This window comes from Arthrobacter sp. TJ-178 (assembly GCF_058269275.1).
Window position 1 is genome coordinate 291,174 of the sequence record NZ_JBZCNK010000002.1, and the last position, 16,353, is coordinate 307,526.

Here is a 16,353-nt window from a genome sequence, read left to right on the forward strand (position 1 = left end):
GCGCCCACTGAAGTGCCGCTGGGGCGCAGAGGCAGGGGTTTGGGCATGAACAAAAAACTGACGGCCATTCTGGGCGGGGTTGTTCTCGCCGTTTCGTCAATGATCGGATTTACCCCGCCGGCGTCCGCACTGTCCCCCGGAGTGGACTTCTCCGCCAACAACCTCCCCACCTGGCAGACCAACGGCATTGTCTGGACCATGGCCGAATCCAACGGGGTGGTCTACGCGGGAGGAACCTTCACCGCCATCCGCCCGCCCGGCGTTTCCGCCGGAGGTGCCGGAACCCAAAGCGCGGTGAACTTCGCCGCCTTTGACGCCTACACCGGCAACCCGATCCAGTGCTCCCTGTCGGTCACCGGCAGCGGAGCCACGGTGCGGGCCATGGACGTCTCCCCCGACGGGCGCACCCTGTACATCGGCGGCAGCTTCAGCAACGTCAACGGAGTCAGCACCAGCCGCATCGCCGCCGTCAACCTGCCCTCCTGCACCGTGAACACCGACTTCCGCCCGCCGGGTCTCTCCGCCACCGTCCGCGCCATCGAAGCCACGAACACCGCGGTCTACCTCGGCGGGGACTTCAAGACCGCGGAAAGCGCCACCCGCAACGGCCTGGCCGCCGTGTCCCCCGGCACCGGCGCACTGCTGCCGTGGGCGCCGTCGGCGGACCAGCCCGTGCGGGCGCTGCACGCTCCGGCAGGGCGCGGCACGGTGATTGCCGGCGGTGACTTCCTGACCATGAACGGCGCCGATTCCAAGGCGCTGGCGGTGCTGGACAGCACCACGGGTGCCAACGTGCGCACCTACCCCAACTTCTTCATTCCCAAAACCTCCAGCGTCAAGTCCATCGACTCCGACGCCACCGGCTTCTACATCGGCAACGAGGGCACCGGCGGCGGCGTGTTTGACGGCCGCGCCCGGCTGGACCTGGCCACCTACAACCAGGTGTGGCGCGACACCTGCCTGGGCGCCACGCAGGCGGTGTCCGTGTACGGCAAAACCCTCTATGCCGCGCACCACGCGCACGACTGCTCCAGCATGGACGCCTTCACCGACGGCGTGCGGGTCCACCTCAGCGCACAGAGTGTGGACAGCCCCTCCCCCATGATGCAGTGGAATCCCATCACCAATGACGGCCAGGGCGAAGGCCTGGGCCCGCGGGCGCTGGCCCACACCACCGCCGGCGCCGGCAGGGACGTCCTCTGGACGGGCGGGGAGTTCACCACCGTCAACGGTTCCGCGCAGCAAAGCCTGACCCGTTTCGGACCCGGTCCGGGAACCGCAGGCCCCGGCACACCCCAGTTTGTCAGCGGCGAGTCCCGTGCCTCCGGGCAGAACACCGTCACCTGGCAGGCCGCCTCGGATCCGGACGATTCAAACCTCACCTACAGCATCTACCGGAACGGGTCCTCCACTGCGCTGGGCACGGTGGCGGCGTCGTCGCTCTGGTGGGACCTTCCGCAGGTGTCCTTCACGGATACGACGGCGGTGCCCGGCACCGTGTACACCTACCGGGTCCGCGCCAGCGATCCCAGCGGGCACACCGGCGCACTCTCCGCGCAGGTGCAGCTCACCACCGCGTCCTCGGCGTCCGCCTATCCCGCCCTGGTGCGGGCCGACGGCGCCACCACCTACTGGCGGCTGGGCGACGGCTTCACTGCGGCCGCGGATTCCTCCGTGGGAAACCGGATGGGGCTGCCTTTCGGCGGACCCGGAGTTGCCGGAGCAGCCGGAGCCCTGGCCGGGGACAGCAACCGTGCCGCCACCTTTGACGGCACGGATGACCTCATCTACGCACCCCAGCGGATCAATGCGCCGTCGGTCTACAGTGCCGAGGCCTGGTTCCGCACCGACACGGTGCAGGGCGGCAAGATCCTGGGCTTCGGCAACGGACAACCCCGGCGCAACGGAACCTACGCGGGCTACAGCTCCGCGTACGACCGCCACGTGTACATGACGGACGCCGGGAAACTGGTGTTCGGCGTCTGGACGGGCTCCCGGGTGACTGTCACCTCCCCCGCCAGCTACAACGACAACGCGTGGCATCATGTGGTGGCCACTCAGGGCCCGCGCGGCATGGTGCTGTACGTGGACGGCGTGCAGGTTGCCGCCAATACGGTTTCGGCGAACACCGTCAGCCTGGGCTCCTGGCGGATTGGCGGGGATTCGATTCCGTCCACCTGGCCGAGTGCTCCGACCAGCCGCCACTTCAAGGGCGCCATTGACGAGTTTGCCGTCTATCCCACGGCGCTCACCGCCGCGCAGGTGGCGGCGCACAACCAGCAGGGGCGCCGGTAAGCATGGGACAGCAGCATCAGCGCTGACGGGGCGGACGGCGGCAGCACGCGGGGACGGCGCATTGCGCTCCTGGCTGCCGCCGCCGTCGTGCTGGCCGGCATGGCCGCCGTCCTGCTGTGGCCGGCGCCGGTGGACCGCCCGCTGTACGGCACCATCCTGCGCCTGATCCGGCGGCTGCAGGGCCACGGGCTGCCCGGGTGGGTGGACTACGCTGCCGTGGAGTCCGCCGCGAATGTGCTCCTGTTTGTTCCGCTGGGCGTCCTCGCGGCTGCTTTCCTGCCGGTGCGCCGCTGGTGGCTGGCGGTGCTGCTGTGCGCCGGGCTCACGGTGGCCGTTGAGGGGTTCCAGGATGTCTTCCTTGCCGGCCGGCAGGGCGACGTCCATGACGTCATCCTCAATACCTGCGGCGCGCTGCTCGGTGCACTGGCAGTATCCCTGGTGCGGCAGCTCGGCAGCGCCTACCGGCGGCGCCGCCGTCGTCGTTCTGTGCTGTCCCGGGATGCCGGCGGGAGGGGCCCTAGGTGACCTTCACGCGGCGGAACTCCACCGGCGCGTCGTCGGAATAGTTGCGGGAGAGGCCAAAGTAGCCGCCGCGGAACTTGCGGTCCGAGGCCTGGCCGGACCAGCCGATGCCGTCCAGCCGGGTGTAGCGGATGCTGTCCGGAGCAATGTCGATTCTGAAGGTCATCCATTCACCCGCCGTTACCGGCTGCGTATCCACGGAGCTCAGGCGCAGGCCGCCGGCCTCCCCGGGGCTGCGCAGCAGCAGCGACATCTCCCCGGTGGGGCGGACGATCAGGTGGTAGCCGCCCACGTCGCTGGGAATCAGCACCCGGTAGGGGCGGTCATCGTCCTGGCCGAAAATGATTCCGGCATGCAGGGCGTTGTCCGGCGGCAGGATGTCCGGCCAGCGCATGTCGAACTGGATGCTGTACAGCTCCCGCTTCACCGGCCCCATGGAGCCCAGCCGGTAGCTGCTGTTGGCCTTGGCCGCCATCAGCAGGGTTCCCTCGGCCGGAATCAGCGCAGGCTGCAGGTCCCAGCCGGCGCCCACCTGCCAGGGCAGGTCCCCCGCAGCCCGGAGGCCGTCCGCAAAACAATCGGAGGTCTCCAGCGGTTTGTCCGCGGCAAGATACGGCAGGTTTGCGCACATCAGCCCCGAGGCTCCCAGGTCCAGGAGCCGGTCCCGCAGCTCGCGGGTGTGGACCTCCCAGCAGATCACGGGCTTGCCGGTGGCCACCACGGCGGCCAGTTCGGCGTCGGACGCGGAGTGATGAACGCCCAGAAGAGTGAACTGATCTGCGAGCGCCGGAACCAGTTCCAGCTGCTCCGCGGTGAAATAGCCCCAGCTGGTGTACCCGCGCTTGGTTGCCGCCTCCACCTGCCCGGCCTGGGCGGACTGTTTCCAGATGAAGTGGCTGTGTGAGTCGGGATAGCTGTCCATCAAATCCAGCAGCGCCTTGGCGTTGGTGCCCTGCTTGTCCTCAAGGAACACCACATGGGTGGAGGCGAAGGCGTCCAGGACGTCCTTGAGCAGGGGAATCTTTTCCGGCTTCGACTCCGGGCCGAGCCATGCCCGCGCGTCAACAAGCACCTCGGAGAGCTGGGCGTAGGTGGAATCCTTGATGACCAGCTTGGTTCCGGTGGTGCGTTCGGTGGTCAGGTCATGGTGGCAGACCAGCTGCCCGTCCAGGGTGGCACTGACCGATACCTCCAGGGCAACGGCTCCTGCCTTCACGGACTCCCGGTACGCGGTCATGGTGTGCTCGGGCCAGTTATCCCAGGATCCGCGGTGCGCCACCAGGAACGGCGTGGCGGCAAGCATCGATTCCACGGTGTGGACGGGAGGCGGTTCAGGGGTGGGTTCGGTTGCCGCGCCGGGAGTAAGCCTGCCGGTGCAGCCGGCCAGGAACAGGCCCAACGCACCCAGGCCAAGCACCTGACGCCGGGACGGCCCGGAAGGGGCGCGGGAGTTCCCCGGCGGATTCATGCGGTCCAGCGGATTCATGCCTGACGGGCTGCGTCCTCGGCACGGCCGCCGTCAAGAATCGTCAGGGCTCGGCGGAGCACTGTCGAAGAGGTGCTGACGGTGTACGGGAAGTAGACCACTTCCACTCCGATCAGGGCCATGTCCCGTTCCAGGCGCTCGCCCTTCTCGGTGCCCTTCCAGTCATCACCCTTGAAGAAGATGTTGAACCCCACCTCGCGCCAGGTGTCCGCCTTGTTCAGGTGCGTGTCCACCACCACCGCATCCACATAACGGACGCTGCGGACAATCTCCATCCGCTCCGCCAGCGGAATGACCGGTGTGGTTCCTTTCAGGCGCTGCGTCATTTCCGGAGAGGCAACTCCTGCAATCAAATAGTCGCACTGGCTGCGGGCGTGCTTCAGCAGATTCAGATGGCCGATATGGAAGAGGTCATAGGCGCCCGAGGCGTAGCCGATCCTAACCGCCATGTGTCCCTACCCCCGCGTTTGATCTGTGGTTTCCGTGATCATCGTGCGGGGCGCAGGGGGTGCCGGTAAAGCGTTTATCCCGGATTCACGTAGCACCCCGGAAAACATGAGTAGAAGCAACTTACCGGCGGGTAGGCACCGCAATTAGTCGAGTAAAGGCCACCGTGTGCCCTGCGACGCGCCGCCGCTACGATTCCAACAGATTCGGGCCGTGGGTCCGTCCTTCTTTCCATAAGGTGGTCTGGCCGTGTACAAAAAACTGGCGGCAGTTTGTTCAGCTGCAGCTGTTGCAGCAGCATCATTGATCGGCCTGGCCGCTCCCGCATCCGCGCTGTCCCCCGGTGTGGCGTTCTCCGCAATTGCCCTGCCCACGTGGCAGACCAACGGCATTGCCTGGGCCATGGCCGAGGCCAACGGCGTGATGTACGTGGGCGGAACCTTCACCCAGGTCAGGCCGCCGGGCACCGCCGCCGGCAGCAGCCAGTCCCAGGCAGCAGTGAACTTCGCCGCCTTTGACGCCTACACCGGCAGCCCCGCCTCCTGCTCCCTGTCCTTCACCGGCGGAACGGGCGCCACGGTGCGCGCCATGGACACCTCCCCCGACGGCCGGAAGCTGTACGTGGGCGGAAACTTCACCACCGTGAACGGCGTGACCGCCAACCGGATTGCCGCGATCAACCTTCCGGACTGCACCGTGGACACCACTTTCCGTCCGGGAACCGTCAACAGCACCGTGCGCACCATTGCCGCTACGGCCAATGCCGTCTATTTCGGCGGAGACTTCACCACCGTCAACGGAACGGCACGCAGCCGCTTCGCCGCCGTGACCCCCTCCGGAGCGCTTCTGCCCTGGGCTCCGGCAGCCGACGGCGTGGGCCGGGCGATCGATGTGCCGGCCGGCCGCAGCGTGGTCCTCATTGCCGGGGACTTCAGCAACGTCAACGGCGCCGAGTCCCGTGCCATGGCCGTGGTGGACAACGCCGCCGGCGCCAACGTGCGCACCTATCCGGCAGCGGGCTACATCCCCGCCACCGCCGTACTCAAGGACATCACCAGTGACGGCACCAGTTTCTATGTGGCCGGCGAGGGCATGGGGTCACGGTCCTTCGACGGCCGGGCCCGGCTCTCGCTGAGCAACAACTATGAGCAGATCTGGAAAGACACCTGCCAGGGCGCCACGCAGGCCGTGCTGCCGTACAAGGACGTCCTCTACGGTGCGCACCACGCGCACGACTGCTCCAGCATGGGCGGGTTTGCCGACGGCGTGCGCCGGCACCTCACAGCCCAGGACATCAACAATCCCTATCCCTTCCTGGGCTGGAGCCCGGACACCAACGACGGCGCCGGCGAAGGCCTTGGCCCGCGGGCCCTGGAAACCACGAACACCGGCAACGGAGATGTCCTGTGGGTAGCCGGTGAATTCACCACCGCCAACAGCACCGCCCAGCAGTCGCTGACCCGCTTTGGCCCCGGCCCGGCGTCGGCCGCACCCGGCACCCCGGCCAACGTCCGGGCAGCAAGCCTGACCGCGGGCCAGAACCAGATCCGCTGGACCCAGAGCGTGGACAACGACGATTCGCAGCTCACCTACAGCGTGTACCGCAACGGCAGCTCCACCGCCCTGGGCACCGTGTCCGGAAACTCCGTCCTGTTTGAAACGCCCCAGCTCACCTTCACGGACCGCACCGCCACTCCGGGCACGGCGTACAGCTACCGGGTGCGGGCCAGCGACGGAACGAACGTCAGCGCCCTCTCCGCCCAGGTCTCCGTCACCACCGCCACCAGCACGCAGCCCTATCCCGCGGAAGTACTCGGCGACGGTGCCTCGACCTACTGGCGTCTTGACGACACTCCGGCCACCGCACCCGTGGACAGCTCACCGGGCAACAACCGCGGCGTCACCTACAGCTCTCCCCTTCTGGGCGGCACCGACGGTGCCGTAGCCGGCAGCACCGCCGCCGTGTTCGACGGCGTGGATGACCAGGTGTCCGGACAGCAGCGGTCCGCAGCCCCGGCCAGCTTCAGCGAAGAGGTCTGGTTCAAGACGGACACCGTCAACGGCGGCGAGATCATGGGCTTCGCCTCCGGCCAGCCCAACCGCAAAGGCGACCGGAACAGCACCGGCACCGTGGACCGCAACCTCTCCATGACGGCCTCCGGCACCCTCGTTTACGGCGTCCTCAACGACGCCAATGAGCGGGTCAACCTCACCACCGCCGGGACCTACAACAACAATGCCTGGCACCACGCCGTCGTCACCCAAACACCGGCAGGAGCCACCCTGTACGTGGACGGCAACGTTGCAGCCAGCAGCCAGACCGCTGCGGCGCAAACCTACACCGGTTCCTGGCGGGTGGGCGGAGATACTCTCCCCGCCGCCGCAGCGGACCCGACCACAGGTTTCCCGGGACGGCCGGTCGCCAACTACTTCGCCGGTGCCATCGACGAGTTCTCCGTCTACCCCGCAGCGCTGACCGCCGCTCAGGTGGCAAAGCATTACGTGGCCGGGGGCGGCACCATCGCCCCGCCGGCTCCTGCTCCCGACACCACGGCTCCGGCCGCGGTCACCGGTGCCGCAGTTGCCGTCAGCGGCACCACCGCCTCGCTGAGCTGGAATGCCGCCACGGACAACGTGGGTGTCACCGGCTACCGCGTGTACCGCTCAACGGCCGGGGACTTCAGCCCGTCCGCGGACACCCTGCTGACCACCACCCCTGAGTCAACGCTTTCCTACACCGATGCGGGGCTGGCCCCGGGAACGTACTACTACCGGGTGGCCGCCGTCGACGCCGCCGGCAACGTCGGTGCCCCGTCCGCCCCGGCCAGCGCCACGGTGGCTGCTCCGCCGCCCGCGAAGCCGGTGACGCTCTCACTGACGCCCGCCGAGGACACCTACGTCAACCAGGGTGCGCCCAGCGCCACCAACGGAACCGCCAACTCCATGGCATCCCGGGGCACGTCCGCCTACATCTCGTACCTGCGGTTCACTCCCGGCACCCAGGTGCCGGCCGGCATGCGCCTGATCTCTGCATCGCTGCGGCTCTACACCGTTTCCGACTCGATCAGCGGATCGGCAGACCAGCACACGGTCCAGCCGGTGACCGGCAGCTGGACGGAAGCCGGCACCACCTACCGCACCCGGCCCGAGCTCAGCTCCGCGGTGCTGGGAACCCTGTCCCCCGTTGCAGGCAATACGCCCTACACCGTGAGCCTGGACCCCGCAGCTGTCTCCGCAATGCTGGAGAACTCTGTGGACCTGGCCGTCACCAGTGCGGGAACAGACAACGCCTGGTTCTACACCAAGGAGGCCACCTCCACCCGGCGGCCTGTCCTCACCTTGGAGTTCGCTCCCCAATGAACCCCCTAGCCCACCGTCCGGCCGGAAACCGCGGCCCCTAGTTTTGCCAGTTGGTCCCCTCGATAGAAAGTCCAGTTCATGAAACCAGGTCTCAAAAGATGTGCTCTGGGATTGCTGCTGTTGCCGCTGCTGGGTGCGGCAACAGGATGCAGCTCCCAGGATTCTTCACCCGATGCGGCGGCCCCAGCCACCGTGCCCCCGTCTGCGGTAAAGCCAGGGGCAACGCCGTCCTCCTCTGCGGGAACCGCCACCGGTTCGCCGGCAGCCGATAAGCCGGCTGCTGGTAAGTCCGCTGCTGCCAGCCAGGAGCCGGCGGCGGGAACCGATCCCGGAGCTGACTCCGGCGCCAGCTCCGGGCCCGACCCCGGCGCCGTCGTCCAGTCGCCGCAACCCGCTCCGGAACCCACCTTCGACGCGCCGCAGGCAAAGTTCCTGGCGGACAAAGTGCCCGAAGGCACCGATCCCAATGCGGTGCTGCAGGTGGGGCAGGAACGCTGCGACCAGCTGATCAGCGCCAAAGCCATGGATCCCGAATCGGTGATCAGCGAACTGATCATGAACCCGGCTTCCGACACCATGGATGCCATCGGCTCGCTGTGCCCGGAGATGCAGCCCGAGCTGGATGCGGCGGCCCGGGGATTCCCCGACGGCACATTCACCGTTGGCCAGGCCGCTCCGCACAGCGAGACACCCTCGATTGCACCGGGCACCTACCGTGTCTACGGCGCCCCCGAGGGCTGCACCATCTCCGTCTACGCCGGAAACGGCAGCCTGATCGGCGCCTACGACGGCTCCTCGCCGGTGGAAATCACCGCCGGAGCAGCGCGCGTGGAATCGGATCAATGCTATTCCTGGTTCCGGCCATGACACCGGCCCAGAATTTACTTCACATTCACCTGCCTATCCTAGGGAAGGGGTAACCAATGGATATGCGAGAACAAATACTTATTCTTCGCCGCAATTGGATGCTCATAGTCTCACTGGCCCTCATCGGGCTCATCACTGCCGGCATTGTTTCGGTGGTAATGCCAAAAACATACACAGCAACAAGCAGCGTGTTTGTTTCCACCCAAAACGTGGGAACCTCCGCTGAACTCCAGCAGGGCAGCGACTTTGCCCTGGCACGGGTACAGTCCTATGTTGATCTGGCCACCAAGCCGCAGGTCCTGGATCCCGTGATCGAGAATCTGGAACTGGACATGACCGCCCAGGAGCTGGCCACCAAGATCAAGGCATCGACGTCCCGCAACACCGTCCTTATCGATATTCAGGCGGTGGATTCATCGCCTGAAGGGGCAGCGGATATTGCCAACGGCGTGGTGGCGAACCTGATTTCCTCAGTTGCTGATTTGGAGCGGCCCACCAACGGGCTGCCGTCTCCGGTGCGCATGAGCTCGGTGGACACGGCCCAGCCGCCCACCTCGGCCTCCAGCCCCCAGACCTCGTTGAACCTGCTGCTGGGCCTGTTGTACGGGCTCGCCGTCGGACTGGTGGTGGCAATCCTGCGCCACGTCCTGGACCGGCATGTGCGGTCCGAAGCCGACGTCCGCAAGTCCACGTCGCTGCCGCTCCTGGGCGGAATCACGGAGTCCCCGGCCACTCGTCACAGTTCACGGCCGATCGTCCTGGGCGGCCCCGGTACTGATGCCTTCCGCCAGTTGCGGACCAACCTAGAGTTTGCCGCCGTGAGCCAGCAGATGAAGTCGCTGGTGGTGACCTCCTCCCAGGCCGGGGAGGGCAAGAGCACCGTGGCACTGAACCTGGCCCTGAGCATTGCGCAGAGCGGCCAGAAAGTGATTCTGGTGGACGCTGACCTGCGGCTTCCGAGCGTGGCCGCGGCTACCGGTTTGGAAGGCAACATTGGTCTGACAACGGTTTTGATTGGCCGGACAACGCTGACCGAAGCTACCCAGCACTGGGGCTCCGGCGGCCTGTCGGTCCTGACCTCCGGACCCCTGCCTCCCAACCCCACCGAGCTCCTGGGATCCGCCGCCATGTCGGAGCTGATCGCCGAGCTCGAACTGGAATACGACACCATCATCCTGGATGCTCCGCCGGTGCTTCCGGTGGCCGATGCTGCGATCCTGACCCGACAGACCGACAGCATTCTTCTGGTGGTCGGTGCCACCCGGGTCAGCCAGCACAACCTGTCCAAGGCCGTGGAACAGCTGAGCCTGGTCAACGCGAATGTGGTGGGCGTAGTCCTCAACCGCATTCCGCGCACCGGACCGGATGCCAATTCCGCTTACCTGTCCGAGTACGGCGTGACTCCGCTGCCGGTACTCCGGGACAGCGACGGCGGCCCCGCGTCTCCGGTGGCCGAAGCTGAAGCAGCCATTCTGCGCGACAGCGACAACGCCTCGGACCAGCCGCTGCGCTCCGGAGCACACACCGCCTAAGGCCGACAGCCGCAAACAGCCCTCCGGACGATGTGCAGGTTACCTGCGCACCGTCCGGGGGGCTGTTTGTGTTGGAGGGCCGTTTGCGTGGGGGGTGTTTGGGTTGGAGGGCCGTTTGGGTTGGAGAGCCGTTTGGGTTGGAGGGCCGTTTGGGTTGGAGGGCCGTTGTCCGTGCGGGCTCGTGGGTTCACGATCCCGCCGGGCTTTGTATCCGCCGGGCGGTGGGCTGCCTGCCGGGTGGGTGTGTGTCCCAGTGCCGGGTGGAGGCGTGCCTGCCGGCCGGATGCAGGTCTGCCTGCCGGGTGGGTGGGTCCCAGTGCCGGGTGGAAGTGCTTGTTAGTCTGCCGGTTCGAGCGCGGCATCCGCCGTCCGTACGGAGCGGTTCCGGATGCGCACGGCCATCAGGCCGGACACCGCAGCCACAGCCACGGCGGCCGCAAAGCCCCAGGCGGACGCGGCAGCAGATCCGGTGGCGGCAAAGCCCAGCGGCAGGGCCAGGGTCAGAGCGGCGAGGACGCCGCGCATCAGGGTGGAAAGCTGGTTTGCCTGCGATGCGCGGAAATACGCCAGCAGCACCGTGTAGGGAACCATTGCCAGATACTGCAGGGCGTACGGCAGCCGGAGGTCCTCGGCATTGCGCCAGGTGTCACCGAGGACGAACTCCCCCGCGGACGCCGGCAGCAGCAGCACAGCCGCTCCCCAGCCCACGGCCAGGACCAGCACAATGGCCAGTGTTTCAAGCAGCCTGCTGCGGAAGGCAGAGGTTCCCCGGGTGCGGACCAGTTCCGGAATGACGGCGGTCTTGATGGCGCCAAATACGGTGTTCAGCGGAGAGAAGAGCAACTGGGCCGCGCGGAGAGCACCCACGCCGGCCGCCCCCAGGGGAAACACCAGCAGATACAGCACAGCAAAGGTGGAGGCATTCAGGGTGAGGAACTCGGCCAGGTAGCGGAACGAGAAATCCCGGTTCAGCCAGAGCCAGCGCGCCCCGGAGACAACCGCCGGAACGCAGCGGGCCAGCAGCAGACCGATCGCAAGGGAGGCGGCGGCCCCGATCCCCCACCACAACAGGACCAGCATCAGGCTCCCGCCGGACCGTACCGCCAGCAGCATCGCAGTGATCGATCCGACGGCCCAGATCCCGTCGATGAGAAGGGCAAGGACGGGCCGCGCCTGGCAGATAAACAGGTAGCGAACAGCGTCCTGCAGCAGGACAAAGGGTGAGAGCGCAGCCATGAGCAGCCAGAGCTCGGCATGGTCCGCTCCGCCCAACAGCGCCCCGACCAGCAGGAACAGAACGGCTGGAACGGCAACCAGCACTGTTGCACCCAGGCTCGCTGAAGCAGTGGCCGGGGTCAGGTCGCCTGTCCGGGAGTAGCGCACCAGGAGGGTCTCCCCCACCAGTGCGCGCTGTGCGCCCAGGAACAGCAATAACCCCGCATACGCGAGGGAGAACTGGCCAAAATCAACAGCGGTGGCTACGTTGGCGGCAATCGCCACGGCCACGAAGTTGGAAATGCTCGAAACACCCTGGTCTGCAAAGGTTACGAGCCGCCGGACACCGCTCACTTAGTCCAGCGCCAGGAGCTCGGACCGCCACTTGGGCAGGAACGCCAGGCACATCAGCACATGCGCCGCAGCCAGCACCGCATATGCGGCGAGGAAGACCGTGGGCCAGGGCAGCAGCAGGAAGGCCAAACACGTCATGCCGTAGTCCACGGGCAGGGTCATGATGGAGCGCCGGAGCAGGCGCCGGTTGTTCTCCCGGTCGGCAGCAGGCGACGCGGAACCTGAAGATGCAGCCGCGGCCGTCTCCGTCCGGCGGGCGGCGTTGCGGCGCAGCTGATCCACCAGTGCTCCGCCGAAGAAGATGCAGGAACTGGACAGGAGGAACAGTCCGCAGCCTGCTGCCAGGAGCACATGGTCATAGTCGGTGGTCCGGGCCAGGAAGCAGAAGACCGCCACATGCATGACGGTAATGCGTCCGTTGTCCAGGGCATGGTCCAGCCATTCTCCGAAGGCGGAGCTGGCGCCCTGCAGCCGGGCAAGCTGCCCGTCAGCGGAATCCAGCACGTACCCCAGGGCCAGCAGGACGCCCACCAGTGCCGTGGAGAGGTTGGCCTGCGCACCGAACGCCAGCCACAGCAGTGATCCGTACGTCAGCAGTGCGCCGGCGAAGGTGACATGGTTGGGCGTGAACCGGCTGTGGCGAAGGGCAGCGGCAACGGCCCGGCCCGCGGGCCGGTTGACGTACAGGAGGTAGAGCGGGACGCCCTTGCGCGTTTTTTGTGCCTGTTTGAGCTCGCTGAAAGACTCCTGGAAGGTGGCCCGGGCAGAGGGCGGCGGTACGGTGCGGCTCATGATTGCAGCCTTTCTTGGCGGTTGGTCACGGCTGTCAGGATCAGGATGGAGAGCACCAGGACCACCAGCCGTCCCATGGACTGCAGCAGGGATCCGCGCAGGAGGATGAACAGGTACCCGGCGAAGATGGAAATGCCCAGGTAACCCACCGAGCCCTTGCTGAGGATTTCCGCCCGGAAGCCCGTGTCCAGCCGCCGGGCCAGCAGGCCCAGTCCCACAAACGTGACGATCATCCCCAGCAGTCCAAAGTTGATCCAGGCTTCGGCCCACAGCGGAGCCGAGAGGTTGAGGTTGTTGCTGTTCATCCACAGCCCCACCTCGACGCCGGTGTCCAGCGGTTTGTCCGTCCAGGCCACCCGGGGCACCCAGAACAGAATCGGGCCCAGCATCTGCATGCCCCATGAGTATCCGTGGTCCAGGGTGTAGCCCAGGGTATTGGCCAGCATGGTGAACTGGTCGTAATCCTTGGTGGCGATGGTGGTCCAGATGGAATCCACCTGCAGGGGTACGCCCGCGCCGGCAGCCCGCCGGGTGACGTCCGCCAGCGGGAAGACCACCACGGAAGCAATGACGCCACCGGCCACGGCAGCGTTGAACAGGCCCTTCCTGCCGCGGATCAGCGGCAGCATCAAGCCGAAGAGCACGGCCAGGGTCCAGTACCGCGAGTTGGAAATGGGGTTGTTGACAATGACGTTGATGATCACCAGGGCGGCGACGATGAAGCCGTCGACGGCGAGCAGCTTGCGGTCACGGGTCCGCCACACATGGATGTAGAAGATCAGTGCCGTGAGGCAGGCTACGGAGCCCAAGGCAGAGACGATGGCACGCAGGGCCTGCCCGCTGTCGGGGCTGATCGCATCCAGCGCCTGGCTGGTTTCCTGGCGGCTCAGGAAGAACACCTGCGGCCCGCCAACCTGGACGATGTACACCAGGGCTGCCACCAGTGACGCGACCGAGAACACGCGCAGCACGTCCAGGCTGCGCAGCGTCCGGAAGCGCAGGCGGGGACCGCGGAAACTCCGCCGCCGCGCCCGAACATGGTAGGCGAGGTCGAAGCAGACGCATCCCAGCAGCGTGAGCAGGCTGGCCATGGTCAGCAGGGTTTCATCCACCTGGATGGCCAGGGCGGTGCTGCGGCCGGTGGTCAGCTGCGCCAGCGGCGCCAACCCCATTCCCGTGTAGACGAAGATCCAAAACACGCCGGCGACCGGCCTGATATCCGTCTGCCAGAGGAGGGTGGCCAGCTTGGTGGCGGCGTAGACCAGCACGGCGTAGCGGATGAGGAAGTTGGTGTCCGTATAGAACACGGCCGCGGCACCGCGCACCTGCAGCGGCAGCACCACCGCAAACAGCAGAAAGGCAACCAGTGCGACGGCGGTGCGGACACCTGAGCGGCGCGAGTCACTTGGCGCTCCGTCAGCCGGGTCCGGCAGGATGAGGGCGGAGCGCCGCACGGGCATGGGTTCAGCGTGCATCGGCGGCCTCCGCATAGTGGGCGGCGAGGCTTTCCGCGAGCCGTTCGGCGGACCAAAGCCGGTGGTGCAGCCGACGGGCATTGGCGCCCAGCTCGGCCCGACGCTGCGGGTCCACGGCCAGCTTGCGCATGGCTTCGCAAAAGGCATCAGCTGACGGTTCCGCGAGCTCAGCGGCGTCACCGGCACGCAGATCTGCCGACAGTCCGCAGTCGTTGGTGATGATCATCGGTGTTCCCACCGCAGCCGCTTCAAGGACTGACATTGGATAGGGCTCCTTCAGTGCCGGCAAAACGTAGGCGGTGCTGCCAGCCATGGCTGCCTGCAGTTGTTCCGGGGCCAGCTCCCCGGTCAACGTGAACCGATCGGCGTGTGCCGAAGCTTCGATCAGGGCGCGGACGCGGGCTTCTTCGCCCTGGTCCGGGCCGGCGAGGACAAAGCGGGCCTCGAGTCCGGCGTCGAGCGCTGCCAACGCAGCCTGGACAAAAACGGCGGGCTGTTTGCGGGCGGAAAGCCGCGCCGCAAACAGGAAAACTGTCTGCTCCGGGTCTGACCAGCGCAGCGTGGTCTCTGCGCTGGCGTTGACCACCCTGCGCATCCGCGTCCGGTCCACGCCAAGCTGTTGGAGTCCGTCTTCTTCTTCCGCGGTCAGGGTCAGCCAAAGCTGCGGTATCCGTACCAGCCAGCGTGTGATGACGGCGTCGAACAGGCGCACCGGCAGTGAGGATGAGGGGGCCAGCATGCCGTGTGACTGGGCGATCACCGGGGTCCTCCCCCGCCGCAGCAGCGCGGTGGCGGACGTGGTGATGAAGTCCCGGCACAGGTGCACCTGGACTACGTCGGCCGTGCGGGCGCGGGCAGCAACGTAGCGGGGCAGCTGCAGGCTCGCCAGTCCCCTCAGCCGCGCTCCGGGCAGCGGACGGCGGACCCGGAAGAACTTCGCCGTGCCGTCGGAGGACGCCGGGAGCTTGCCCAGCCATCCGCCGATGAGTTCCACCTGCATGCCCGCACGGCGCAGCGCCGCGCTCTGTGTCCGGGCAACAGCCCAGACTCCGCCGGCGGCGGCCCCCGGACCGGCCAGGCCGCCAAGCTGAATGACCTTGGCGCTTGAGGTACTACCCACGGTCCGTGCCCCCGGCTCCGTTGGCGCCCGCGCGCTGCAGTTCACGGCTCTTCAGGCCGATCTGCCAGTAATAGGTGGACAGAGCCAGGGCGTAGTCAAAACCCGCCCGGCCGTCCAGGAAACCGCGGCGCAGCACGTAGCTGTACAGAAAGAACACCAGGGGCTTCAGCGGAACGGCGTCGAACCGCCGGCCCTGGCTGCTCTTGGACTCCCGGACGCTGCCCCGGGTTTCAGGATGGGTGCGGATATACGCTTCCCAGTCGGAATAGCGGTTGTGCCGGTCAAACCAGGTCCGCACCGGGTCAACGTCATGGTGGACCAGCAGGGCCTCGGTGCGCCCCACGGGTCCGTCCGGTTCAGGCTGGTAATGCGCTTCAACTTCGCCCATGCCGGGCAGATGGAGCAGGTCGATGTTCCGGAACGCGTTGTGTCCCCGGCGCAGGAAGGAGCGCTTGACCACCCGGTGTCCGTGGCGCAGGCCGGTGCCGGCAAAGTGATAGGCAACGGGCAGGTCGTAGGCAACCCGGGTCTGCTCAGGGTCTTCGGCGATGGCCCGCAGCTCCTGCGCAAGTTCCGGCGTGGGGTATTCGTCCGCATCCAGCATGAGCAGCCACTCGTTGCGGGTTTCCACCTGTTCCAGCTGCCACTGCTTCTTCTGCGGGAACTTCCCGTCCCACGTGAAATTAATGACTGTTGCTCCTGCTTCCTTGGCTAATTCCGCCGTGCGGTCCGTGCTGTTTGAATCTACAACAATAACCTCATCAAACTCTGTCAAGGCCGCAAGGCATTTGTTAATTCCCTCTTCTTCGTTCTTTGTTTGAACCAACACGGAAACAGGTATTTTATTCACGTACTCTCCCCCTGAAGCAGGTATTTCATGTTTTTTAT

12 protein-coding genes are annotated in these 16,353 nt (G+C 66.6%); 5 read left to right on the forward strand and 7 right to left on the reverse strand.

Annotated features, from left to right (window positions below; all coding sequences use genetic code 11):
* Positions 1-45 precede the first annotated feature (45 nt).
* Together AC4D2Q_RS07650 and AC4D2Q_RS07655 are read left to right on the forward strand one after the other, a co-directional pair.
* Positions 46-2,295, forward strand: coding sequence for a LamG-like jellyroll fold domain-containing protein (locus AC4D2Q_RS07650; protein ID WP_490945911.1), 2,250 nt, complete (start codon positions 46-48; stop codon positions 2,293-2,295).
* Positions 2,296-2,394: 99 nt separating this feature from the next.
* Entirely contained in the window at positions 2,395-2,820 is a 426-nt protein-coding gene (locus AC4D2Q_RS07655; RefSeq protein WP_490945912.1) for a VanZ family protein, read from the forward strand.
* Here the strand turns inward: AC4D2Q_RS07655 and AC4D2Q_RS07660 are convergent.
* Both AC4D2Q_RS07660 and AC4D2Q_RS07665 read right to left on the reverse strand, forming a co-directional pair.
* Positions 2,813-4,303 (reverse strand): glycerophosphodiester phosphodiesterase, encoded by a 1,491-nt coding sequence (locus AC4D2Q_RS07660; RefSeq protein WP_490945913.1) that lies wholly within the window; start codon positions 4,301-4,303, stop codon positions 2,813-2,815. The genes AC4D2Q_RS07655 and AC4D2Q_RS07660 overlap by 8 nt on opposite strands.
* The gene (locus tag AC4D2Q_RS07665) at positions 4,300-4,752 is read right to left on the reverse strand and encodes an FAD synthase family protein (protein WP_490927160.1); all 453 of its coding nucleotides are present in this window, start codon (positions 4,750-4,752) and stop codon (positions 4,300-4,302) included. The genes AC4D2Q_RS07660 and AC4D2Q_RS07665 overlap by 4 nt, the downstream gene beginning before the upstream one ends.
* A gap of 247 nt (positions 4,753-4,999) precedes the next feature.
* Between AC4D2Q_RS07665 and AC4D2Q_RS07670 the strand changes: the two genes are divergently transcribed.
* The 3 genes from AC4D2Q_RS07670 (at position 5,000) to AC4D2Q_RS07680 (ending at position 10,509) form a co-directional block, all read left to right on the forward strand.
* Entirely contained in the window at positions 5,000-8,110 is a 3,111-nt protein-coding gene (locus AC4D2Q_RS07670; protein ID WP_490945914.1) for a CBM96 family carbohydrate-binding protein, read from the forward strand.
* Between the two features lie 192 nt (positions 8,111-8,302).
* Positions 8,303-8,977, forward strand: a complete 675-nt coding sequence (locus AC4D2Q_RS07675) for a hypothetical protein (protein WP_490945915.1) — start codon at positions 8,303-8,305, stop codon at positions 8,975-8,977.
* A gap of 62 nt (positions 8,978-9,039) precedes the next feature.
* Entirely contained in the window at positions 9,040-10,509 is a 1,470-nt protein-coding gene (locus AC4D2Q_RS07680; RefSeq protein ID WP_490945916.1) for a tyrosine-protein kinase domain-containing protein, read from the forward strand.
* A gap of 336 nt (positions 10,510-10,845) precedes the next feature.
* On the opposite strand, the gene AC4D2Q_RS07685 is transcribed toward AC4D2Q_RS07680, so the two are convergent.
* From AC4D2Q_RS07685 to AC4D2Q_RS07705, 5 genes are read right to left on the reverse strand one after another with little or no spacing between them, the layout of a single operon-like run.
* Entirely contained in the window at positions 10,846-12,078 is a 1,233-nt protein-coding gene (locus AC4D2Q_RS07685; protein ID WP_490945917.1) for an MATE family efflux transporter, read from the reverse strand.
* On the reverse strand, positions 12,079-12,870 hold the full coding sequence (locus tag AC4D2Q_RS07690) for a CDP-alcohol phosphatidyltransferase family protein (RefSeq protein WP_490945918.1): 792 nt from the start codon (positions 12,868-12,870) through the stop codon (positions 12,079-12,081).
* Positions 12,867-14,345, reverse strand: a complete 1,479-nt coding sequence (locus AC4D2Q_RS07695; RefSeq protein WP_490945919.1) for an O-antigen polymerase — start codon at positions 14,343-14,345, stop codon at positions 12,867-12,869. Before AC4D2Q_RS07695 ends, AC4D2Q_RS07690 begins: the two co-directional genes overlap by 4 nt.
* Positions 14,335-15,465: a glycosyltransferase family 4 protein gene (locus tag AC4D2Q_RS07700; protein ID WP_490945920.1), complete on the reverse strand. Its 1,131-nt coding sequence runs from the start codon at positions 15,463-15,465 to the stop codon at positions 14,335-14,337. Before AC4D2Q_RS07700 ends, AC4D2Q_RS07695 begins: the two co-directional genes overlap by 11 nt.
* Positions 15,458-16,315: a glycosyltransferase family 2 protein gene (locus AC4D2Q_RS07705; protein WP_490945921.1), complete on the reverse strand. Its 858-nt coding sequence runs from the start codon at positions 16,313-16,315 to the stop codon at positions 15,458-15,460. The genes AC4D2Q_RS07700 and AC4D2Q_RS07705 overlap by 8 nt, the downstream gene beginning before the upstream one ends.
* Positions 16,316-16,353 lie beyond the last annotated feature (38 nt).

Bases quoted from the DNA above. Each gene is read 5' to 3' on its own strand.
- AC4D2Q_RS07650 (WP_490945911.1), top strand. From the start codon at position 46: ATGAACAAAAAACTGACGGCCATTCTGGGCGGGGTTGTTCTCGCCGTT.
- AC4D2Q_RS07655 (WP_490945912.1), top strand. From the start codon at position 2,395: ATGGCCGCCGTCCTGCTGTGGCCGGCGCCGGTGGACCGCCCGCTGTAC.
- AC4D2Q_RS07660 (WP_490945913.1), bottom strand. From the start codon at position 4,303: ATGAATCCGCTGGACCGCATGAATCCGCCGGGGAACTCCCGCGCCCCT.
- AC4D2Q_RS07665 (WP_490927160.1), bottom strand. From the start codon at position 4,752: ATGGCGGTTAGGATCGGCTACGCCTCGGGCGCCTATGACCTCTTCCAT.
- AC4D2Q_RS07680 (WP_490945916.1), top strand. From the start codon at position 9,040: ATGCGAGAACAAATACTTATTCTTCGCCGCAATTGGATGCTCATAGTC.
- AC4D2Q_RS07690 (WP_490945918.1), bottom strand. From the start codon at position 12,870: ATGAGCCGCACCGTACCGCCGCCCTCTGCCCGGGCCACCTTCCAGGAG.
- AC4D2Q_RS07695 (WP_490945919.1), bottom strand. From the start codon at position 14,345: ATGCACGCTGAACCCATGCCCGTGCGGCGCTCCGCCCTCATCCTGCCG.